Annotated in this window: 20 protein-coding genes; 5 read left to right on the forward strand and 15 right to left on the reverse strand. The window is 66.6% G+C overall.

Features of this window, described 5'->3' with window-relative positions:
• Positions 1–59: 59 nt before the first annotated feature.
• From FS507_RS02665 to FS507_RS02705, 9 genes are all read right to left on the reverse strand, one after another.
• The gene (locus FS507_RS02665; RefSeq protein ID WP_145941284.1) at positions 60–1,913 is read right to left on the reverse strand and encodes a uroporphyrinogen-III synthase; all 1,854 of its coding nucleotides are present in this window, start codon (positions 1,911–1,913) and stop codon (positions 60–62) included.
• Positions 1,914–2,008: 95 nt separating this feature from the next.
• Complete coding sequence (hemC, locus tag FS507_RS02670) at positions 2,009–2,998, reverse strand: hydroxymethylbilane synthase (protein WP_145941285.1); 990 nt, start codon at positions 2,996–2,998, stop codon at positions 2,009–2,011.
• Positions 2,995–4,476: a glutamyl-tRNA reductase gene (locus FS507_RS02675; protein ID WP_145941437.1), complete on the reverse strand. Its 1,482-nt coding sequence runs from the start codon at positions 4,474–4,476 to the stop codon at positions 2,995–2,997. Before FS507_RS02675 ends, hemC begins: the two co-directional genes overlap by 4 nt.
• 209 nt (positions 4,477–4,685) lie before the next feature.
• Positions 4,686–4,967: a glutaredoxin family protein gene (locus FS507_RS02680; RefSeq protein WP_145941286.1), complete on the reverse strand. Its 282-nt coding sequence runs from the start codon at positions 4,965–4,967 to the stop codon at positions 4,686–4,688.
• A gap of 157 nt (positions 4,968–5,124) precedes the next feature.
• Positions 5,125–5,226 (reverse strand): 30S ribosomal protein bS22, encoded by a 102-nt coding sequence (locus FS507_RS02685; RefSeq protein ID WP_003855542.1) that lies wholly within the window; start codon positions 5,224–5,226, stop codon positions 5,125–5,127.
• 278 nt (positions 5,227–5,504) lie between these two features.
• Complete coding sequence (locus FS507_RS02690; protein WP_038546114.1) at positions 5,505–5,705, reverse strand: helix-turn-helix domain-containing protein; 201 nt, start codon at positions 5,703–5,705, stop codon at positions 5,505–5,507.
• Between the two features lie 242 nt (positions 5,706–5,947).
• Positions 5,948–6,778 carry a pyrroline-5-carboxylate reductase gene (gene proC, locus FS507_RS02695; protein ID WP_145941287.1) on the reverse strand — a complete coding sequence of 277 codons (831 nt, stop codon included), beginning with the start codon at positions 6,776–6,778 and terminating at the stop codon, positions 5,948–5,950.
• Between the two features lie 64 nt (positions 6,779–6,842).
• Positions 6,843–7,742, reverse strand: coding sequence for a hypothetical protein (locus FS507_RS02700; RefSeq protein ID WP_145941288.1), 900 nt, complete (start codon positions 7,740–7,742; stop codon positions 6,843–6,845).
• Positions 7,743–8,009: 267 nt separating this feature from the next.
• Complete coding sequence (locus FS507_RS02705) at positions 8,010–8,978, reverse strand: Ppx/GppA phosphatase family protein (protein ID WP_145941289.1); 969 nt, start codon at positions 8,976–8,978, stop codon at positions 8,010–8,012.
• A 33-nt stretch (positions 8,979–9,011) separates the two neighbouring features.
• Here FS507_RS02705 and FS507_RS02710 point away from each other — a divergent pair, with 33 nt between their 5' ends.
• Positions 9,012–9,956: a hypothetical protein gene (locus FS507_RS02710; protein WP_186314528.1), complete on the forward strand. Its 945-nt coding sequence runs from the start codon at positions 9,012–9,014 to the stop codon at positions 9,954–9,956.
• Positions 9,957–10,164: 208 nt separating this feature from the next.
• Here the strand turns inward: FS507_RS02710 and FS507_RS02715 are convergent, their stop codons facing one another.
• From FS507_RS02715 to FS507_RS02740, 6 genes are all read right to left on the reverse strand, one after another.
• Positions 10,165–10,872, reverse strand: coding sequence for a response regulator transcription factor (locus FS507_RS02715; RefSeq protein ID WP_145941291.1), 708 nt, complete (start codon positions 10,870–10,872; stop codon positions 10,165–10,167).
• 140 nt (positions 10,873–11,012) lie between these two features.
• On the reverse strand, positions 11,013–12,245 hold the full coding sequence (locus FS507_RS02720; RefSeq protein WP_145941292.1) for a sensor histidine kinase: 1,233 nt from the start codon (positions 12,243–12,245) through the stop codon (positions 11,013–11,015).
• Between the two features lie 32 nt (positions 12,246–12,277).
• On the reverse strand, positions 12,278–13,033 hold the full coding sequence (locus FS507_RS02725) for a phosphoglyceromutase (protein ID WP_145941293.1): 756 nt from the start codon (positions 13,031–13,033) through the stop codon (positions 12,278–12,280).
• A 66-nt stretch (positions 13,034–13,099) separates the two neighbouring features.
• Positions 13,100–13,660 carry a YbjN domain-containing protein gene (locus FS507_RS02730; RefSeq protein ID WP_145941294.1) on the reverse strand — a complete coding sequence of 187 codons (561 nt, stop codon included), beginning with the start codon at positions 13,658–13,660 and terminating at the stop codon, positions 13,100–13,102.
• A 60-nt stretch (positions 13,661–13,720) separates the two neighbouring features.
• On the reverse strand, positions 13,721–15,073 hold the full coding sequence (gene mshA, locus FS507_RS02735; RefSeq protein WP_145941295.1) for a D-inositol-3-phosphate glycosyltransferase: 1,353 nt from the start codon (positions 15,071–15,073) through the stop codon (positions 13,721–13,723).
• Between the two features lie 49 nt (positions 15,074–15,122).
• On the reverse strand, positions 15,123–16,274 hold the full coding sequence (locus FS507_RS02740) for a UDP-N-acetylmuramate dehydrogenase (protein ID WP_145941438.1): 1,152 nt from the start codon (positions 16,272–16,274) through the stop codon (positions 15,123–15,125).
• An 80-nt stretch (positions 16,275–16,354) separates the two neighbouring features.
• On the opposite strand from FS507_RS02740, the gene FS507_RS02745 reads away from it, so the two are divergent.
• From FS507_RS02745 to FS507_RS02760, 4 genes are all read left to right on the forward strand, one after another.
• Positions 16,355–16,852 carry a DUF2505 domain-containing protein gene (locus FS507_RS02745; protein ID WP_145941296.1) on the forward strand — a complete coding sequence of 166 codons (498 nt, stop codon included), beginning with the start codon at positions 16,355–16,357 and terminating at the stop codon, positions 16,850–16,852.
• Between the two features lie 106 nt (positions 16,853–16,958).
• The gene (locus tag FS507_RS02750) at positions 16,959–17,897 is read left to right on the forward strand and encodes an LmeA family phospholipid-binding protein (protein ID WP_186314529.1); all 939 of its coding nucleotides are present in this window, start codon (positions 16,959–16,961) and stop codon (positions 17,895–17,897) included.
• Positions 17,898–18,112: 215 nt separating this feature from the next.
• Positions 18,113–19,867: an acyclic terpene utilization AtuA family protein gene (locus FS507_RS02755; RefSeq protein WP_260853124.1), complete on the forward strand. Its 1,755-nt coding sequence runs from the start codon at positions 18,113–18,115 to the stop codon at positions 19,865–19,867.
• Positions 19,861–21,459, forward strand: a complete 1,599-nt coding sequence (locus tag FS507_RS02760) for an acyl-CoA carboxylase subunit beta (protein ID WP_440130331.1) — start codon at positions 19,861–19,863, stop codon at positions 21,457–21,459. Before FS507_RS02755 ends, FS507_RS02760 begins: the two co-directional genes overlap by 7 nt.
• Positions 21,460–21,475: the final 16 nt, after the last annotated feature.

Below are 21,475 nucleotides of genomic sequence, written 5' to 3' on the forward strand. Positions count from 1 at the left end.
GTGCTGATGGTACGCCGGACGTGGAGGTCCGGATCGGCCCGGCTCTCCCCTGGTGCGTCCTACTGCCCTGGCGTAGGACGGCGCCGACGGCGACGCTTCCGCGGCGGCGGCAGCTGACCGGCCGCGCGGAGCTCAGCCACGTGGTGGGCCAGGGCGTCCACGAGCTCGGGGACACCGGCGACCTCGGGCATGACGTCCACCCGCAGGCCGTGCTCACGCGCCGTCTGGGCGGCCATGGGACCGATGCAGGCGATGATGGTGCGGGTGTGCGGCTTTCCGGCGATGCCGACCAGGTTCTTCACCGTCGATGACGAGGTGAAGCACACCGCGTCGAAACCACCGGACTTGATCATGTCCCGGACCTCCTGGCTGGGAGGCGCGGCACGCACCGTGCGGTAGGCGACGACGTCCTCCACCGACCAACCCAGGTCGACGAGCCCGTCCACCAGGGTGTCCGTGGCGATGTCGGCACGCGGAAGCAGGACCCGGTCGACCGGGTCAAGGTCCTCGTCGTACGCCGGGAACACGTCCACCAGTCCCGAGGCGTTGCGGGCGTTGGACTTCGGCAGCAGTTCCGGGGTGATCCCGAGGTCGCGGACAGCCTGGGCGGTCTTCGCGCCTACGGCGGCGACCCGGACACCCGCCAGTGCACGGGCGTCCAACCCGAACTCGGCGAGTTTCTCCCACACGGCCTTCACCGCGTTGACGGAGGTGAAGACGATCCAGTGGTACCGGCCGTCGACGAGCCCCTTGATCGCCCGTTCCATCTGCGCCGGGCTCCTCGGCGGTTCCACCGAGATCGTCGGGACCTCGATCGGAATCGCCCCGTGCGACGCCAACCGGGCACTCATCGGACCAGCCTGGTCCTTCGCCCGCGGCACGAGCACCGTCCACCCGTACAGGGACCGGTTCTCCCACCACGAGTACTTGCTGCGACGGCTGGCCTGGGTACCGACCGTGACGACCAGTTCCTGGGGCATCTCCCCTTCCTTGGCCAACGGGCCCGAGGCCGCGACGACGGACTTCAGGGTGTCGAGCGTGACGTCGTAGGAACGCTGCCGACGCGTCGTGGCGTGCGAGGTGACGGTGACCGGGGTGCTGCCGACGACGTCGCGTCGCTTCAGCTCCGCGGTGATCACCGGCAGATCCGACGGGCCGGCGGTCAGGATCAGCGGCTTCGGCGCGGCGGCGATGCCGTCCCAGTCGACCTCCGAGGTCGCGTCCGACCTCAGGTCGACCGCGGTGTAGCCGTCACCGGTGGCGATGCCGGTGTAGGCCGGGAGAGCCGAGGCACCCGTCATTCCCGGCACCACCTCGAACTCCACACCGAGCGCTGCGACCTCCTGCAGCTCCATGAGGACGGCCGGATTGCTCACCGGATTCCCGGCGACGAGCCGGACAACGCTGTGTCCGTGGCGGACGTGGTCGACCATCGCGTGTGCGACCTCGGAGGCCTCGACCGGACGGATCTCATCCGGGTCCGGTGTGTCCGGGTAGCTGGCGTAGCCACCGGCCTCAGCCTCGCGCGCGGCGTCCTCCGCGGCAGCGTGGGCTGCCACGGCTTCAGTCGTGTGAGGCGCCGCATACACGATCTCGGCGGCGGTGACCTCGGCGGGCCGACGGGGCCGACGCCGGGCACCGGCCGCCTTCGCTGCTTCGAGCTCGGCCTCCCACTCCTTCTCTGCGGCGACGCGCTTGTCCTCCGGGACCGGCAGGGCATCGGCGATGATGCCGCGGACGGCCTCGGTGACAGCGGGGTCGACCCAGACGTGGGCGGTGTTTTCGAGGATCTCGCGGGCACGGACCGTCAGCAGCTCCGGGTTTCCGGGGCCGGCGCCGACGAACAGGACGCGTCCGCGGCCAGTCAGTGGACTGTTCGTGGGACCCGTCTGGGCAATTCCGGCAGTGGTCATCGAGGTGACTTTCTCAGGTAGGTCAGGCAGTGCTGGTGGGCTGGGGACATGGCTGGGCCGCAGGGAAACGGTGCGACGGACCGGTCAATACCAGGTCAACGGGCACCGACGATGTCGGTGATGATCCCGGCGGCACCGCCGTCGATGAGATCACGACCGACCGCATGGCCGAGCTCGGCGGCGGTGCCCAGCCACGGCCCCTCGGGGATCTCCAGGGCAACGGAGTGTTCACGGACCAGCTGTCTTGACCCGTCGAGGGCGAAGACGCCGCCACGTAACGTCAACGTGCCGTTCTCGTAGGTCGACCACGCACCGACAGGTGCCGTGCATCCCGCCTGTAATTCAGCGAGGACGGCACGCTCGGCGACGGCGGTCGCATGGGACACCGGATCATCCAGCCCGAGGACCGCAGCAACTGCCTCTTCGTCGTCGGCCCGGACCTCCACGCAGAGCGCACCCTGGGCAGGTGCAGGAAGGATGTCATCGACAGACACGGTCTCAGAGGCCCGGTCGATCTCCCCGACCCGCTCGAGTCCGGCCCGTGCCAGCACGACCGCGTCGAGGTCATCGGCGGCGACCCGTCCCATCCGGGTGTCGATGTTGCCCCGCAACGGGCAGACCTCCAGGTCCGGACGCAAAGCGCGGATCTGCGAGACCCGCCGGGGTGCGCCGGTGCCGATCTTCGCCCCCTCCGGGAGATCCCGCAGGGGCGCACCGTCGATACTCACGAGCACCTCGCGGGGATCGACACGGGCCGGGACGACCATGATGAACCTGTCGTCCGGTGCGGTGGGCAGGTCCTTGAAGGAATGCACCGCGACATCGCACTCCCCTGCCGCGAGAGCGTTGCGCAGGGTCTCGGTGAAGACACCGACACCGATGCGGTCGACCGGTGTCTGCGCCTTCTGGGAGGCGTCTCCCGGAGTGTGTACGAAGTGCAGTTCCGCCTCGCCAGCGGCATCAGCGAACATACCCCGTAGGACGTCCGTGAGCGCGTCACGGACCGTCCCTGCCTGGGTCCGGGCGAGGTTGCTCGCCCGGGTGCCGACGAGAAGATTCCGCGGCGCAGCAGTCTCACCGGTCACGATGCCTCCTCTGTCCTGTCAGCTACCCCGGACGCCGGGTCCGGGAATTCCGTGTACACCTGCGGGGCCGTCGTGCTCTGTTGCAGTACATTCCCGATCCGGGCCTTGCCGGCGTCACCGGGCTCGATGGCCTGGGAGACCACCGAGGTCCCGCCGGACGGAAGATTGAACAGGGTTGCCAGTGCCTCGGCGTAGTTCACTGTCCCGTCCTGGGAACTCAGTTTCTTAACCTGGACCGTCGGTGCGTGGAGAAGCTTGTCCACCACCCTGCGTACGGTACGGGCGACCTCGGCACGGTCCTCGTCGCTCATGCCGGGTGTCCGTCGGACCAGCTGGCCGAGTTCATCGTCCACGACGTCGGCGGCGCGACGACGCAGCGCCTTCACCGTCGGCACCACCGACTGCACACGCACCTGCTCCAGGTACTCCGACAGTTCGGTGGCCACGATGTCACGCGCGGCGGACTCGTCCCGGGCGCCGTCGCCCGCGAGCGCGGTGAGCTCCTCGATGTTCAACAGCCGGACATCAGCGCTGTCTGCCGCACCGTCCCCCGCTGCGACCTCAACCACCGCATCGTCGATGTCACGGGGCATCGACAGATCGACCAGGACCATCCGGCGGGGGTGGTCCCGCTGCGTCGCCGCGAGGTCATCGGGGCCCAGCACCGTACCGACGGCACCTGTCGCGGAAACGACGACGTCCGCTCCGCCGAGGGCGTCCGCCAGATCGTCCAGCCCCACCGCGTGTGCGTCGACGCCGGCCTCCCTGGCGTGTGCGGCAAGGTTCTCCGCTCGGCCGACAGTCCGGTTGACCACCGTGACATGGCGGACGCCGGAACGACCGAGGTAGGTCGACGCCAACGAGGCCATGGCACCGGCGCCGATGACCACCGCATCACGGCCGGACATGTCCTGCACGCCCAGCTCAGCCAGGGCATGGTCCAACGCGAAACTGACCATGGAGGAACCCGCCTCGTCCACGCTGGTCTCCGTGTGGACCCGCTTGCCGGTGCGGAGTGCACGCTGCGTGAGGTCATGCAGCGTGGTACCCACCACACCGTTGTCGGAGGCTGAGGTGTACGCGTTGCGCAGCTGCCCGATGACCTGCTGCTCGCCCACCACCATCGAATCCAGCCCGGCGGCGACGGTCAGCATGTGCTCCGCAGCAGCGTCCGCGTAGCGGACGTACAGATAAGGCTCGAGCTCGACCGCGTCCATCCGCGCATGCGCGGCAACGGTCTCGACCACGTGGTCCAGCGCAGGGTGGAACGCCGACGTGGCGACGTAGAACTCCATACGGTTGCACGTGGAGAGGATCAGCGCCTCGGTGACGCACTCTCCGCCGACAAGGTCACGCTCCAGACGATTCAACTCTGCCGGAGAGACAGAAGCCTTCTCGAGAACTGGCACAGGTGCCGACCGGAAGGACAAGCCGACCAGGAGGACGGCTGCCGGTCCGGTGATCCCGAGTCCTGCCATGGCTGCACAGCCTCCCGCGAAATCGTCAGTGGTCATTTTTTCCGCTGCAGCGCCTTCCGCCCACCGGTCCCCGGTGGTCGACGCCGTCATGCGGTACCAGGTACCTACGGTATCCCCTCATGCCCCCCAATAACAAAAGCACCGGAGAGCACTGTTACCGACCCCCGGTTAACGGCCCGGAACCACGAGTTCTCTCACAGGACTCTCGGTCACCCCACGGTGCGGGCTGATCTCAGTGCGTCGACGAGTTCGTCGTCGTCGATCTCCCAACAGGCGATCTCCTCGTCGTCCACGAGAACCACAGGCACCCGGTCACCGAACTCGACGGCCAGGGCGCGCTCCGAATCAACGTCCACGACCTGCAGTGGTGCCCCCTGCCCACGGCAGACCGGAGCGATCTGTTCCCTGACCCGCCTGCAGGAGCCACAGGTGGCCCGGACCATCAGGGTCACGGTCGGACCATGGTCCGGAAGCTGCGGTGTACTGTCCATGCCCACCGAGACTAGTCTGCCGTCCCCTCCCCGCGCCCGACACCCTCAACCACCCTGGACACCCCGAGACAACCCTGAGACAACCCCCTGACACAGACCGAGACGCGGCCCCGACCCCGGGAAGGGGTGGCAGGACCGCGCCTCGTGGTGCACCGGCTTATTTGCCGAGTTTCCGCCGCTGGACTCGGGTACGGCGAAGCATCTTGCGGTGCTTCTTCTTCGACATGCGCTTACGACGCTTCTTGATGACAGAACCCATGGGTCCTCCCTCGTGGTTGGTCTTCGGTTAAGGATCATGCTGCTGGTCGGTTCCCGCACGGTACCCGTGGCACCGCGGGCGGACGGCAAACGGCAGGGGAACCTCACCGATCGGGACCGATCCGACACGAATGGGGATCAGTTTAACCGGCGGACCGTTGCCACGGCAAAAGACCCCAGCAAAAAGCCCCTCCACTCCACCGGCTCATCACCGGTGGGCTGGAGGGGCGCCGGGGTCAGGGTGACCCCGGAACCGTCCCCGCGAGGGGGGCTGCAGCGCTAGCCTGTCTGGCCGGCCTCGTAGATCGAGGCACCCAGGTACTCCTCCACCGCCTGCTCATGCACGCGGAAAGAGCGGCCGACACGCACCGCCGGCAGCTCACCGGAGTGAACCAGGCGGTAGACGGTCATCTTGGACACCCGCATAAGCTCGGCGACCTCCGCGACCGTCAGGAACGTACCACTGTCATTGTTTGCCATAATTTCCAATCCTTACGACGCACGCACGCGCTGCAGGCTTCCCCTCCTGCAGAACTTCGACACGTCGGGCGCTGGCACCATCCTATCGTTATTCCTGAGAATATTGCGACGCGAATGACAAAAGATGACGGCTGGCTATCCGGGAGACGGGAGACACTGGTGACACGGTTGTGACTTGAGGGACACAGGTGGTGTCGACCATTCACCGCCACCCCCGGACGGGGGAAGCCGGGGCCGAGGGGTCAGTTCTCTCCGGCCGGACGTCCGAGCTCCACCGAACGGTCGACACAGGCCTGCATGGCGCGGAAGAACGCCGTGCGGAGACCGTTCTCCTCCAGACCGCGGGTGGCAGCGGCCGTGGTGCCGCCGGGACTGGTGACGTTGGCACGGAGATCCACCGGATTATCGTCCCCCTGGGCCATCATGGTGGCCGCGCCCTCGACGGTGGCGACAGCGAGCTGCTGAGCAACCGGACGCGTCAGGCCGAGCTGCACTCCGGCGTCGGTCATCGCCTCGGCGACCATGAAGATGTACGCCGGGCCCGAGCCTGAGACGGCGGTGACCGCGTCGATGTCCTTCTCCGCGACGGCGACGGCCTGGCCGACGGTGGCGAAGAGGTCCTTCACGGACTCGACCTGCTCCTCGGAGGTGAAGCGGCCACCGGCGACAGCACTCATCCCTTTGCCCACGAGCATGGGCGTGTTGGGCATGACCCGGACCGCCGGGACACCGGCCGCCAGGCCGGCCTCCATGGTCGCCAGGCTGACGCCCGCGGCAACCGAGACTACGACGGTCTCGGTGTCATTGTTGTCGAGGGTCGAGGAGATGTCCTCCAGGACGGAGGGGACGATGTGGGGCTTCACGGCGATGACGACGAAATCCGCCTCCGAGGCGGCCGTGGCGGCGTCGTCCGCTCCGGTGATGCCGTATTTCTCGCGGAGGAAGTCCAGACGCTTGGCGCTCGGATCGAACACGACGACGTCCGGCTTGTCCGCCGAACCGTCCCCGCTCACGAGGCCCGAGATAAGGGCCTCCCCGATATTTCCTCCACCGATGAATGCAATACGTGTCATGCGCACCAGCGTGCCACGCGACGGTGAAGCTCGCCACTCACGGGTGGCGGCGGACGGGCAGGAGTCAGATCGACATGATCAGGCGCGGCCCCAGCGTGATCACGAGGCCGACGATGAACGCGAGGATGAGTACCAGGGTGTGGCGGTGGCGAAGGAGAGCATGGACGACACCGACACATACCAGGGTGACGATGCCGGACATGACCAGGACGAGGGCAGTGCCCAGCTTGTCCCACAGCAGGGTGAAGCCGAAGAAGATGACGACACCGATGACCACCGCGAGAGCAGTCTGCCCCAGCAGTGCGGGCCAGGAGATCGCGTCGTCCTCGTACTCGATGATCTTGTCCGGATCCGCCTCGACCTGACCGTCAACCTGCTCTTCGGCGGGAACCGTCTGCTCGGCGGACTCGCCGGACTCGGCGGGCTCAACGGACTCGGCGGGCTCAACGGACTCAGTCTCTCCGGTCCGTCCGGCAGCGTATTCGGCTGGTTCGGCGTCGCCGGGGGTCTCGGACTCCGACCCGGTGTCCGCGTCTACAGGCGACTCCGTCCGGGTGTCGACGCGCGGAAGAACGGTGGTCTCCGCCGCCACGTCGTCTGCTTCACCCGGTGTCTCACCGGTGTCGGTGCCGACGACGTCCGGCTCGGCCCCGTCGTACTCGTCGATGACCTCCCCGTCAACGACGTCGTGTCCGTCGAGTTCGTGTCCACCCTGATGTGGATGGCGGTCGGCGGTGACGCCGACGGAAGTATCTGCATCGGCGGCGGACAGATTCTCGGCGGTGCCTGCTGCACCGTCCTGACCGAGGTCCTCGTCATTGACGACGGGAATGGAACCGGTCAGTTCGGAGACCGAGACCCCGCCGTCCTCGAGATTACGTCGACGCCGAGGACGGTCAGCTCTGCGAGCACCGTCCTTGGCGTTGCGGGCCATAAGCTCCGCAACAGTCAGCTTCTCACTCATCCGTCGTTCCCATCATCGGTCATCTCCCGCCGGACCGGGCGGCGGGTACAAGACACCACGGTGGCCGCCGCATCGTCCGGCGTCCTGTACGCATGCCTCAATTATCAGGTGACAGTTTACAGTTATCACGTGTACAGCCCACATCGGTGGAGCAACGCTCCCGTACAACCGTCGATAAATGGTAATTCACCAGGACTTTTCCCCAGGATCTTTTCCGAACTTTTTATCCGGACACCGTCGGTCACCTCCGTCACGTGTCGCCGGAGCTCACCTCGTCCTGTCGAAATCGACGTTCGGATCGAAATCGGCGGCGTCCGCGGCATCGGCACGGCGGAGGATCACACCTTCGCGCAACGCCCACGGGCACAACTGCAGCTGTTCGATCCCCAGGTGGCGCATCGTAGACTCCGCCACCAGGGCTCCCGCGACCACCTGCGCCGAACGGTCCACGGACACTCCCTCCAGCTCCGCACGGTCCGCAGCGGTCATCCTCGAGATGAACGAGGTCAGCTGACGCACGCCCGGGCGGGTCAGCACACGACGCACCCTGGGACCCGCCGACGACGGTGCCGCGCCGGTGAGCCGTGCGAGCATACGGAACGTCTTCGAGGTCCCCACCGCCAGATCGACCGGCCCCGCCTCCTTGAGCCGGGCGACCGGTTCCTCCAACGTCTCGTCGATATGCGCGGCCAACGCCTTGATCTCCTTGCGGCTCGGCGGGTCCGTCCTGAACCAGTCATGTGTCAGACGTCCGGCACCCAGGTTCACCGACAGAGCGACGTCCGGCAGCTCATTGACGCCCACCGACATCTCCAGTGATCCACCGCCGATGTCGAGGTCACAGATCCGCCCGGCGGACCAGCCGAACCAGCGACGTACGGCGAGGAACGTCAGCTCAGCCTCTGCGGTACCCGACAGAATCCGCAGCCGAACACCGGTCTCCTCCTCGACCTGGGCCAACACGGCCTCTGAATTGGTCGCCGAGCGCAGTGCCGACGTCGCGAACGGGAGCATCTCGTCGCAGTGGAACTGCTCGGACATCTCCGCCGCGAGCCCGACCCCCTTGATCAGTTTCCGGACGCCCTTCGTGTTGATGGCACCCTCGTCATCGAGGTACTCCACCAGGCGCATCGGCGTCTTCCAGTTGCTCATCGGGGTCGGCGGACCGCCCGGAGCCATGTCCACCACCACGAGGTGGACGGTGTTGCTTCCCACATCCAAGACACCTAGTCGCACGGTTTCCACCCTATCCGGTCTACGGTGTTCACCGTGACACATTCTGTTCTTTCCGACATCACCAGCGGCTACCCGGCAGGCACCCCGGCCGATCTCGCGGTGCGTTCAGGGCAGGAGACTCCCGCCGACCATCCGCGCGAGTACCTGGAGTTCACCGATCCGGCGGATTCCGAACACATCGTCTCCGTCGATCTTACGTGGCTCCTTTCCACCTACCGGTGCAGGTTCGGGACCGACGCCTGCCACGGCATCGACGCCGAGCATCCCGACGTGGGCTGTTGCGTTCACGGTGCCTTCCTCACCGACGATGACGACCGCGGCGCACTGGCAGAAATCGTCCCCCATCTCACCGACGACGACTGGCAGCTCAGACCCCTCGTCATGGGTGACGGGCGCGACGATGACGACGATGACGACGATGACACGGAGCCGTGGCTGGTCTGGGACGAGCTCGACGGCGACGACACCGACTCCGGTGAGCCCGAGCCTGCCCTGAAGACACGGGTGCACAACGGGGCGTGTGTCTTCGCCAACCGGGCGGACCACCCCGGCGGCGCCGGCTGCGCGCTGCACGGCTGGGCGTTGAAGAACGACGTGGCCCTCACCGTCGCCAAGCCCGAGGTGTGCTGGCAGCTGCCGCTACGTCGGCTCGAAGACTGGGTGACCCGCCCGGACGGCGTCGAGGTCCTGCGCACCACCGTCACCGAGTACACCCGGCGTGGCTGGGGCGGTGGCGGTGAGGACTTCGACTGGTACTGCACGTCCGATCCCGGATGTCACACCGGCGGCGAACCGCTCTGGTCCACCCATGCCGAGGAACTCCGCGAACTGATCGGACCGGAGTCGTACGAGGTGGTCGCGGCCCACTGCCGTCAACGTGAGGAGATGGCCCGTTACTCACCGTCCGGATTCCCGTTGCTGTCGATCCATCCGGCGACCGCAGCCGCGGCAACAGGACATTCGTCCTCGCAGCAGTGAGCGTTTCTGCCGGGGGCATGGGCACAGGTCGGGCTTACTCGCGGGGGTTCCAGGACGTCAGGTGGCAGACCCGCTGTTCGAATGGCAGAGGCGATGGTCGATTTCGGGGTGGTATCCGACCACTATCTCTGCCACAGGGCCGTTACCTCTGCCGGCGCCCCGGCGTTCAGCGTGAAGGCAGACATCAGACGCCGGCCGGCGGCCGTTCTCACCCCTCGAACTTGTAGCCCAGCCCACGCACGGTCACCAGGATCGATGGGGACGACGGCGTCTCCTCAATCTTGGAACGCAGTCTCTTCACGTGGACATCGAGAGTCTTCGTGTCACCGACGTAGTCGATGCCCCAGACCCGGTCGATCAGCTGCCCGCGGGTCAACACCCGGCCCTCATTGCGCATGAGATACTCCAGAAGATCGAATTCCTTCAGGGGCAGGGACACCGATGTACCGTCCACCGACACGGTGTGCCGTTCCACGTCCAGCACGACCCGCGGGCTCCGGAGCACCATCCCGTCGTCGCCCTCCCCCTCGTCTGCCCCGTTGTCACCACCACGGCGCAGCACAGCGCGGATACGCGCTATGAGTTCACGGGCGGAGTAGGGCTTGGTCACGTAGTCGTCCGCCCCGATCTCCAGGCCGACGACCTTGTCGATCTCACTGTCACGGGCGGTCACCATGATCACCGGGACAGACGAGACTGCGCGTAACTGGGTGCACACCTCGGTGCCGGACATCCCCGGAAGCATCACGTCGAGCAGCACCAGGTCGATGCCGTGGACGTCGAACAGTTTCAGGGCAGTGGGCCCGTCAGCTGCGGTGTAGACACCGAAACCCTCCTTCTGCAGGAGGAATGACAACGGTTCAGCGAGTGATTCCTCGTCCTCGACGAGCAGGACGGTGGGACGGTCACTGGACATAGGAGAATCTGGTCCTCACGTATGAATGACGGCCGTGTACCGGCCGGCGTGGATGACGAACATGACGAACATTGCGGGGAAACTGCTTCCGGACGACGTCATTGTAAACTCCGGGCACCGATCCTGCCGGGTGAAAGGGATCAGTCCCGGTCCGGCAGCAGCTCGGCGGCGGTGAACCTCCCCTGGTCAGGGACGTCCTCATCAGGTAACGCGTCCCTCTCCAGCACGGGAAACTCCAGGGAGAACGTCGATCCGGTGCCCGGCTGCGACCAGAGCGACACATTCCCTCCGTGATTGATCACCGTGTGCTTAACCACAGCGAGGCCCAGGCCCGTGCCTCCGGTGGCCCGGGAGCGGGCCTTGTCGACGCGGAAGAAGCGTTCGAAGACACGTTTCTGGTCCTCGGGGGCGATACCGATACCCCGGTCGGTCACCCGGATCACCACGGACTGCCCACGGACTGCCCTGCTGATGCTGACCGGGGTATCGTCGGGCGAGTAGTTGACGGCGTTGGCGATCAGGTTCGTCACCGCGGTGACCAGTAGTTCCTCGTCGCCGGTGAGCCAGGCGCCGGCGGGCGCGTCGGTAACCAGGTCGATGTTCTCCACCTCGGCGGCGATACGGGACCGCTCGACGGCCTTGTCGATGATCCGGTCGACGCTCACCGGACGGGGGTCCGGCAGGGACTCCGCCCCCTGAAGCTTCGACAGGCCGATCAGCTCGGAGATCATGGTGGACATACGCCGGGTCTCGGTGTGGAGTTTGTTGCCGAAGTATCCCACGGTGTCGGGGTCGTCCCGGGCTTCCAGCATCGTCTCGACCAGCAGGGAGATGGCGCCGACCGGGGTTTTGAGCTCATGGGACACATTCGCCACGAAGTCCCGGCGGGCCGCCTCCATCCGGACATTCTCGGAGTTGTCCGTGGCGTAGACGACCACGAACCGGTCGTCGACAGCGGCCAGCCGTCGGACCGTGACAGCAACGGAGAACACCGGCCCCACGGCTGTACTCCCGGGGTGCAGGACGCCCTCGCGGGGCTCGCCGTCGTCGAAGACCCGCTGTGCCAGGCGGTAGACCTCGGGCACCAGGTGGCGTCCGTCCACCACGCCGAGTTCATGGACACTGCGGTTGGTGAACACAAGGTCCTCACGCAGGTCCACCACCGCCACCCCCAACGGAGACGCCTCAAGGGCGAAGTGCATGACCTGGGCGATGGTCGAGACCCTGTTGTGCCGGGTCTCTCTACGGATGCGCTCCTCCTCACGGCGTCCCGCCCGACGCCTGAGTGCCGTCACCACAACGGTGACGGCGATCCCGACGACCAGCCCGGCGGTGATACCCCCGAACAACAGGGCGAAGGATGACGGTGTCACGTCCCGATGTCCTGTAGACCGTCCCCCGGGGCCTACTTACCGCCCTGGGCCGCGACAGCGGCGGCACCAGCCTCGGCAGCCTCCGGGTCAAGGTACTCGCCGCCGGGGTTCAGCACGGTACCCTTCTCGTCGATGCGGTAGACCAGCGGAATCCCCGTGGGGATGTTGAGACCGGCGATGTCCTCGTCGGAGATCTTGTCGAGGTGCTTGACCAGCGCGCGCAGGGAGTTTCCGTGGGCTGCGACGATGACGGTCTCACCGGCCTCCAGACGGGGCAGGATCGAGGTCTCGTAGTAGGGGACGAAGCGCTTGACGACGTCGAGCAGGCACTCGGTCCTCGGGACCTCGGCGAGGTCGGCGTAGCGGGGATCGTCCGACTGGGAGTACTCGGTACCGTCCTCGAGCTCCGGCGGCGGGGTGTCGTAGCTACGGCGCCAGGCCATGAACTGGTCCTCGCCGTACTTCTCCTTCGTCTCCGCCTTGTTCAGGCCCTGCAGCGCACCGTAGTGGCGTTCGTTGAGGCGCCAGTCGCGCACGACGGGAATCCAGTGACGGTCGGCGGCGTCGAGTGCGAGGTTCGCGGTGGTGATGGCCCGCCGCAACAGGGACGTGTACAGCACGGTCGGCTTCAGGCCCGCGTCCGCGACCATCCTCCCGCCGCGGACGGCTTCCTCGCGCCCCTGGTCGGTGAGGTCGACGTCGACCCACCCGGTGAACTGGTTGGATGCGTTCCATTCGCTCTGCCCGTGGCGGAGGAGGATCAGTGTGCCGTGGTTGTTGTCACTCATGGTTCCTTATTCTGCCACGGCGGGGCGTCCCGCACAGGACAGCCGGGGCTGCTGCCCCCGCGGCGGTCAGCTGCCCGGCGGGGTCGGCGGGACGGAGGGCGCCCCGGCCGAAACCCCGTCGGCGCGTTCAGCCCGGTCGGCGGCGCGATCCTCCTCGTATCCCGGCCGCAGTCGCTGGAAGGCCTCGAGGTTGCGGGTCGACTCCCCGCGGTCTATCCGCCATTCCCACTCACGTCGGATCGATGTCTCGAAGCCGAGTTCCAGGATGTGGTTGAAGTCGCCGTCAGCGAGTTCAAGCACCTGGCCGAGGATACGTTGGACGTCCTCGCCGGTGGTGGTGTCGGGGAACTGGCCTGCGAGGTAGATGTCGTTGTTGTTGTCGAGGGTGTAGTGCACCCCGTAGGCCTTACGGTTGTGCTGCAGCAGCAGCCGGTACACCTCCGCATGGGCCTCCTCCACCGCCCGGCACACGAATGCCTCGACACGGAACATGCCGTCCTGCGGGATGAACAGGGTATTGGTCTTCAGGCGGCGCTCACCGGGCAGGACGACCACGGCGACCTCGTTGGAGACCTCGTAGTCGACCTCGGCGCCGTCGAGGAGGTCGGTCAGCTGCTGTAGTTCCATGCGACCGAATCTACCCGCCCCCGGACATCGTCGTGGTCGTCCCTGTGATCATCCCTGTGGTCACTCCCGTGACCCGCTGGGGTCACGGGACTCCAGCGACGTCAGGGCGACGTCAGGTTCCGAGCAGCCCCGGGCACGCCACCGGTCGACCAGCTGGCGGTACTCGGTTATCATCCTCTCGACCGTGACGTCCCAGGAGTACTCGGCGGCGTGGGAGGGCGCGAGGTCCGACATCGAGTTACGCAGTTCGTCGTCCATCACCAGCGACTCCAGGGCACGGGCCCAGTCCGTCGGGTCATGTCCGTCGACGAGCAGTCCGCTCTCACCCTCGGTCACCGTCAACGGAAGCCCTCCGACCCGCGCAGCGACGACGGGGGTACCTGCAGCCTGTGCCTCCAGCGCCACCAGGCCGAAGGACTCGTTGTAGCTGGGGACCGCGATGATGTCGGCTGCCTGGTACACGCTCACCAGTTCCTCCGGGGGCCGCGGCGAAAGGAACCGGACGTAACCGGACACCCCCAGCTCCGCGGCCAGGTCGTGGAGTTCATCGGGACGTTCCATGCCGGTACCTGACGGACCACCGCAGATCACCACACGGATGTTCTGCTCCGGATGGCGTCGGATCAGGTCGGCGGCCGCGCGGAGCAGGACATGCGGCCCCTTGAGCATCTGCAGACGACCGATGAAGGCGATGACCTTCGCCCGGAGGGGAATACCGAGTTCCCGCCGCGAGCGTTCAGTGGCGCGGTCGGATCCCGGGGTGAACCGGTCCACGTCGACTCCCGGGGACACGACGGCGAGGTCGGAGTTTTCGGCGTCATAGGCGGTCACGAGAGCATCCGCCTCGTCCTGCGTGTTGACGATGAGGCGGTCGGCGTTGTCGACGATCTGCTGCTCACAGATCCGTCGCGACTCCGGCTCGGGGGTGTCCCCTTCCGCGAGGCCGAGGTTCTTCACCGCCGCCCAGGTGTGCGCGGTGTGCACCAGCGGAACCCCCCACAGGTCACGCAACAACCATCCGACCTGCCCCGAGAGCCAGTAGTGGCTGTGGATCAGGTCGTACTGCCCGGCACCGGCACGGTCGGCCGGCGACGACGGATTCCCGGTGTTACCCGCTTCGCGCCGCACGAAAGACAACACCGACCCGGTGAACGCGGCAAGCTGGGTCGGCAGAGACTCCTTCGGGAGCCCCTCGAACGGTCCTGCGACACAGTTGATCACGCGCAGCCCCGGCGCAACCTCGACGACCTCCCCCTGTGATGCGCGGGTGGCACGGGTGAACACGTCCACCTCGACACCGTGTGACGCGAGGTGCTCGGCGACGTTGCGGACGTAGACGTTCATTCCTCCGGCATCCCCGATCCCGGGTTGTTCCAGCGGGGATGTGTGCATGGAGATCATGGCGACGCGCATAGCGTCCCAGAATACGCGTCACCCGTCCCCGTCCGTACGCCTGGCGGGGTCATTCGTCGTCGAGCGTGGCCCCGATCCACACGGGCTCGGGGACGAGGGTGACCCCGAAGGCCTCCCGTACCCCGTCACGGACGGCCCGGGCCAGTTCGACGATGTCCGCAGAAGTGGCTGAGCCGCGGTTGGTCAACGCCAATGTGTGTTTGCCCGACAGGCTGGCACGGTCGTTACCGGGGACGTGCCAGCCACGCGAGAAACCGGCACGTTCGATCAGCCATGCCGCCGAGAGCTTCTCCGGGAAGTCCGCCGACTCCACGGAGTCTGCCGGACCCGCCGGGAACCGCGGCATCGCTGCCGCGTCCTGTTCTCCCCGTGTGGACGCGACACGGCGCTGCACCTCGTCGGCCACAGCACTGTCGACCACCGGATTCGTGAAGAAGGAGCCCGCTGACCAGGTGTCGTGGTCGTGCGGGTCCAGTACCATGCCCTTCCCCCGTCGCAGCTCCAGGACCATGTCGCGGACCTGCGCCACGGGACGCCTGACGTCGCCGTCCTGGCCGGCTTCACCGGTGGTGACGCCGAGGCGCCGGGCAAGTTCGCCGAAGCGCAGCGGAGCGCTCTGCCCGTCCGTGGTCAGCTGGAACTCCACCGCCGTGACCACCGCGCGCGAGGTGAACTTCAGGTTGGAGTACCGGTAGGCCAGGTCCAGTGACTCCGGCACCACCCATGACGTCTCGCCGGAAGCCCGGTCGAACAGTTGCACCCGGTGCAGGGTCTGGGCGACCTCCGCGCCGTAGGCACCGACGTTCTGCACTGGTGTCGCCCCGACGGAACCGGGGATTCCCGAGAGACATTCCAGGCCGCCGAGACCAGCACCGACCGTGGCTGCGACGACATCGTCCCAGACCAGACCTGCGAATGCCCGGACCAGGCCAGAATCCCCGTCGATCTCCGGCCGTCCACCGTCCTCGAGGACCACGGCCACCAGATCGGAGACATCGTCGCCGACCACGAGATTGGAGCCGCCGCCGACGATCAGCAGGGGGACACCTTCGGCGTCGAGGGTGCGGACCACCTCCGCCACCGACTCCGCCGACCGGCACGACAGCACCAGGGCGGGCGTGCCTCCCACCCGCAAGGTCGTCAGTTCAGCGAAACTGCGTGACGACGCCTCGACGTCACCGCGTTCCACCAGCCGGGCCATGACTGGGGAGATGGACGCAATTGTTCGCGAATGGAATCTAAAATCAGGACGCTGCACACTTATGATGTTAGCCTTTCTGCATGACAACACACATCGAGTCTTCAACGACCGTCAACCACTCTCTCGACAAGGTCCTCTCCGCGCTGAGCTCCAAGGAGTACTGGGAGTACGAGGCCCAGAACCTCTCGGAGGTCCCCGGTGAGGTCAACTCCTTCTCCGCTGACCCGATCGAGGTCGTCCTCTTCGAGGTTCTCCCCACCGACGCGCTGCCCGAGGCCGTGCGTTCCATGGTGTCCCAGAACCTGAAGCTCAAGCGCACCGTCTCCTTCGGCGCCGAGCAGGACGGCGTCGTCAACGGCGAGATGCAGGCCGAGGTCAAGGGTGCCCCGGTGAAGTTCGGCGCCGAGCTCACCCTGACCGGCGAAGGTGACTCGACCACCCTCTCCGCCGAGGCGGACATCGACGTCACCATCCCGATGGTCGGCCCGGTCATCGAGCCGAAGGTCGCTGACGCGGTCCGTGACATCATCAACAACGAGAACACCCTGATCGACACCTGGATCAAAGAGAACCTCTGATTCCTGACTGGTTCCTGACCGCGGGAACCTGCGGATCTCCGCACAGTACGCCGGGTAAACGGCGGAACTCTGGCGCCGACGGGCAGTAATGGTTCACACTGGTCCGGTGAGCACTTCAAACAACACCGGACAACCCGCCGCCCCGCAGAGCTGGGGGGCTCAATCCCGGCCGGACGGCAGCAGAGCCGGCAAGAAGCGGTCAGGCCTGTGGTGGAAGATCCTCATCGCCCTGGTCGTGGTCCTCGTGCTGCTGGCAGCTGTCGCTGAATTCGGCGTGCGCGCCTACGCCAAGAACACCGTGGTCGATGAGATCCGGTCGTCGGCGCAGAAGAACGGCACCGAGCTTTCCGGGGACCCCTCGGTGAGCTTCGGGGCCTCCCCCCTGCTTCTCGGACTCGCCCAGGGGAAGATCCCGTCCTTCGACGCGACGATCCCGTCGAGCCTGGACGTCTCCTACGAGGATTCCGACCAGTCCCGCCCCGTCGTCTCCGGCCAGCCGGAGATGGCGATCAACGCCAGGGACATGTCCACCGACACCGGTGACCCCACGGCCGGCGAGATCACCGTGGACACGACGCTGCCACCGGAATTCCTCCTCGCCGAGATCCAGAAGTCCCAGGCCCAGGCGGGCGACGGGAACGGTGGCAATGGTGGCGATGGCGGCGATGGTGGCGATGGTGGCGGGCTGCTTGAAGGCCTGATCGAGGTCACCGGAGTGCAGATGAACACAGAAGACAACACCATGGACCTGGAGATCACCGGGGGCCTGGCGACCTTGAGCATGACTCCCGTCGTGGAGGAGGGCGCGCTGAACTTCCGTGTGGAGAACCTCCAGATCCTCGGCATGGACCTCCCGGAATCGATGGTCAAGTCCCTCACCGATTCCCTGCAGGAGACGGTCAATGACGTCGAGGGGCTGCAGATCCAGAGCGCCGACATCACGGAGGACGGCCTGAGTGTCCAGCTCCACGGCACTGACGTGAGCCTCGACGAGGTCTCGTCGAGCACCTCCACGTTCTCGGACGGTGGCCAGCAGGACAGTTAGCCGCCACCGACAACCGCCCCGGAAGGCCCCCTGAAGGGCCCCGGACCCGATACGGGTCCGGGGCCCTTTCCCGTACCCGACCCCCCTGGACGGGGGTGATCCTCCGATCCTGTATACCGATTAAATCAATCAGTCACGACTGCTTGTTTTCCGATGCTACAACTGTGTTCACGGTCAGAAACATCCCACCACACAAACAACCATCGGAGGTTTCCGTGAGCGACACCCCACCCGTGAGAATCGCCAACTTCTCCGGCTTCTACGGTGACCGCGACAGCGCAATGCGAGAGATGCTCGACGGCGGCGAGATCGACTATCTCACCGGCGACTACCTCGCCGAACTCACCATGCTCATCCTCGCCAAAGGCATGATGAAGGACCCGACGCTCGGGTACGCGAAGCGGTTCATCGACCATCTCGACACCTGCCTGGACTCCATCGCGGAGCGCGGCGTGAAGGTCGTCACCAATGCCGGCGGACTCAACCCCTCCGGCCTCGCAGACGCTCTCCGGGAAAAGATCGCCGAGCGTGACCTGAACCTCACCGTGGCCTATGTCGACGGTGACGACGTCCGAGAACCATTACGACCGACTTTTCCAGACGCCCTCTGCGCCAATGCCTACCTCGGTGCCTTCGGCATCGTCGAGTGCCTCGACGCCGGTGCGGACATCGTGGTTACCGGACGTGTCACCGACGCCTCTGTCGTGGTCGGTCCCGCCGCCCACCACTTCGGCTGGGGCCCCGACGACCTGGACCAGATCGCCGGCGCCATGGCAGCCGGGCATGTCATCGAGTGCGGTACCCAGGCCACGGGAGGAAACTACTCCGGCTTCAACCGAGGAATCCTCACCGGGGCCAACCCGATGCCCGGCTTCCCTCTCGCCGAGATCCACGCCGACGGCACATCCGTCATCACCAAACACGACGGCACCGGCGGCGCCGTCACTGTCGGTACGGTCACCGCCCAACTGCTCTACGAGGTGACCGGTGCCCGCTACGCCGGCCCGGACGCCGTCCTGCGGCTCGACCACGTGCACCTCGAGGACCTCGGCCGCGACCGGGTCCGGATCAGCGGTGCCACCGGCGAGGCTCCCCCTCCCACGACCAAGGTCGGGGTGAGCCGACTCGGCGGTTTCCGGAACGAGGTCCAGGTCCTTTTCTCCGGGCTGGACGTGGAGGACAAGGCGGAGTTGTTCACCCGTCAGCTCGACACCCTGGAGCCCCGCCCCCGCACCGTCGAATACCGCCTGGAACGCACCGACCATCCGGATGCGGACGACCAGGCCGCCGCCTCGGCCCGGCTCGTCTGTGTGGTCTGGGACCCCGACCAGCACCGCATCGCCGAATGGGGCCGCGGGGTCGTGGGCACAGCCCTGGCATCGCCCCCGGGGACCTTCTTCGACGGCGCTCCGCCGAAACCGAGCATGTACGGCACCTTCTCCCCCGCCTATGTCGACAACGACGTCCCCGCACACGCCGCCCACCTGGCCGACGGCACGACCGTCGCCGTCCGCCCGCCGGAGACCACCGCGGAGCTCGGCCCCTCGCAGACCGATGAGCCGGTACCGGGTCGCAGTGCAGACGGCGAGACCCGACGTGCCCCGCTCGGCCTGCTCGCCGACGCCCGCAGCGGTGACAAAGGTGGCAGCGCGAACATCGGGCTCTGGACCCGGACCGGCGAGGCCTACCCCTGGCTGCTCGAGACGGTCACCGTCGACGCGGTCAAGGAACTCCTGCCGGAGACCGCCGGGCTGGAGGTCGAGGTGTATCCACTGCCCCGGCTCAACGCGGTGAACATCGTGGTCCAGGACATCCTCGGCCAGGGTGTCGCCCACGGAGCGCGCTTCGACCCGCAGGGCAAGGGGCTCGGCGAATGGTTGCGCTCCCGGCACGTCGACATCCCCACCGCCTTGCTCGACGAGAGCACCGACCACAGTGACGACAGTGACGACAGTGAGGACGCATCATGACCGCAACGACCGCGGTAGCCCCCGGTTCAGAGGACTACCAGGCCAACCGTCAGTCCATGGAGGACAAGCTCTCCGAGATCCGGGAGGCCTATGAATCGGCCTTCGACGGCGGTGGCGAGAAGTCCCGGGAGAAACTGCGCAGCCGCGACAAGATGACCCCCCGGGAACGCATCGATTCACTGCTGGACCGAGGGTCACCGTTCCTCGAACTCTGCACCATGGCCGGCTTCGGCACGGACTTCACCGTCGGCGGATCCGTCGTCGGCGGTATCGGCACGGTCGAAGGGGTCGACTGCCTGATCGTCGCCAATGATCCGACGGTCAAGGGCGGCGCCTCCAATGAATGGACGCTGCGCAAGTGCAACCGTCTGCAGGAGGTCGCCAAGAAGAACCGTCTGCCGGTCATCACCCTGGTGGAGTCCGGCGGCGCCGACCTGCGCAGTCAGAAGGAAGTCTTCGTTCCCGGCGGAGCGATGTTCCGTGACATCACCCAGCTGTCCCAGGCCGGCATCCCCACCATCGCGATCGTCTACGGAAACTGCACCGCTGGCGGGGCCTACATTCCCGGTATGTCGGACCACGTGGTGATGATCCAGGAACGCTCCAAGGTCTTCCTCGCCGGACCACCACTGGTGAAGGCCGCCACCGGCGAAGTCACCGATGACGAGAGCCTCGGTGGGGCGCAGATGCACACCGACGTCTCGGGCCTCGGCGACTACCTGGCCGTCGATGAACTGGATGCCGCCCGCATCGGGCGGTCCATCGTCCGACGGCTGAACTGGCGTCGACAGGGGCAGACACCCTCCACCGAGGTCGCTCCCCCGGTGCTGGACGACGAGGAACTCCTCGGCATCGTCCCCGACGGGCTCAAGGTCCCCTACGACCCCTGCGAAATCATCGGGCGCTTCGTCGACGCCAGTGAATTCGACGAGTTCAAACCACGCTACGGCTCAGGCCTGGTCACCGGCTGGGCACAGGTGCACGGCTACCCCGTGGGCATCCTCGCCAACTCCCGCGGCGTGTTGTTCAGCGAAGAGGCCCAGAAGGCCACACAGTTCATCCAGCTGGCCAACCAGACCGACACTCCGCTGATCTTCATGCACAACACCACCGGCTACATGGTCGGTAAGGAGTACGAGCAGAACGGCATCATCAAGCACGGCGCGATGATGATCAACGCCGTGTCGAACTCGAAGGTCCCGCACATCTCGTTGATCACGGCGGCGAGTTACGGCGCCGGTCACTACGGCATGTGCGGACGCGCCTTCGACCCCCGCTTCGTCTTCGCCTGGCCGTCCGCCCGCTCTGCGGTGATGGGCTCCGAACAGCTCGCCTCGGTGATCAGCAGCATCAGTGCCCAGTCGGCCCGCGGTCGCGGCCTGGACTACTCCGAGGACGCCGAGAAGCAGCTCTACGACATGCTCAAGACCCAGGCCGACGCCGAATCCGCGCCGCTGAAGATGTCCGGGATGCTCTACGACGACGGCATCATCGATCCCCGCGACACCCGCGCGGTGGTGGGCATGACCCTGTCCGCTATCCATTCCGGACCGGTGGAGGGCGCCGAGGGCTTCGGCGTCTTCCGGATGTGACGGGCGAGAACAAGAT

The sequence above is a fragment of the Corynebacterium glyciniphilum AJ 3170 genome, assembly GCF_007673095.1.
Classification (GTDB): domain Bacteria; phylum Actinomycetota; class Actinomycetes; order Mycobacteriales; family Mycobacteriaceae; genus Corynebacterium.

What these genes read in the sequence shown, in the direction of transcription:
- FS507_RS02745 (WP_145941296.1), top strand. Translation starts at nt 16,355, where the DNA reads ATGACAACACACATCGAGTCTTCAACGACCGTCAACCACTCTCTCGAC.
- FS507_RS02675 (WP_145941437.1), bottom strand. Translation starts at nt 4,476, where the DNA reads ATGGCAGGACTCGGGATCACCGGACCGGCAGCCGTCCTCCTGGTCGGC.
- proC (WP_145941287.1), bottom strand. Translation starts at nt 6,778, where the DNA reads ATGACACGTATTGCATTCATCGGTGGAGGAAATATCGGGGAGGCCCTT.
- mshA (WP_145941295.1), bottom strand. Translation starts at nt 15,073, where the DNA reads ATGCGCGTCGCCATGATCTCCATGCACACATCCCCGCTGGAACAACCC.
- FS507_RS02725 (WP_145941293.1), bottom strand. Translation starts at nt 13,033, where the DNA reads ATGAGTGACAACAACCACGGCACACTGATCCTCCTCCGCCACGGGCAG.
- FS507_RS02730 (WP_145941294.1), bottom strand. Translation starts at nt 13,660, where the DNA reads ATGGAACTACAGCAGCTGACCGACCTCCTCGACGGCGCCGAGGTCGAC.
- FS507_RS02690 (WP_038546114.1), bottom strand. Translation starts at nt 5,705, where the DNA reads ATGGCAAACAATGACAGTGGTACGTTCCTGACGGTCGCGGAGGTCGCC.
- FS507_RS02685 (WP_003855542.1), bottom strand. Translation starts at nt 5,226, where the DNA reads ATGGGTTCTGTCATCAAGAAGCGTCGTAAGCGCATGTCGAAGAAGAAG.
- FS507_RS02665 (WP_145941284.1), bottom strand. Translation starts at nt 1,913, where the DNA reads ATGACCACTGCCGGAATTGCCCAGACGGGTCCCACGAACAGTCCACTG.
- FS507_RS02700 (WP_145941288.1), bottom strand. Translation starts at nt 7,742, where the DNA reads ATGAGTGAGAAGCTGACTGTTGCGGAGCTTATGGCCCGCAACGCCAAG.
- FS507_RS02715 (WP_145941291.1), bottom strand. Translation starts at nt 10,872, where the DNA reads ATGTCCAGTGACCGTCCCACCGTCCTGCTCGTCGAGGACGAGGAATCA.
- FS507_RS02680 (WP_145941286.1), bottom strand. Translation starts at nt 4,967, where the DNA reads ATGGACAGTACACCGCAGCTTCCGGACCATGGTCCGACCGTGACCCTG.
- FS507_RS02740 (WP_145941438.1), bottom strand. Translation starts at nt 16,274, where the DNA reads ATGGCCCGGCTGGTGGAACGCGGTGACGTCGAGGCGTCGTCACGCAGT.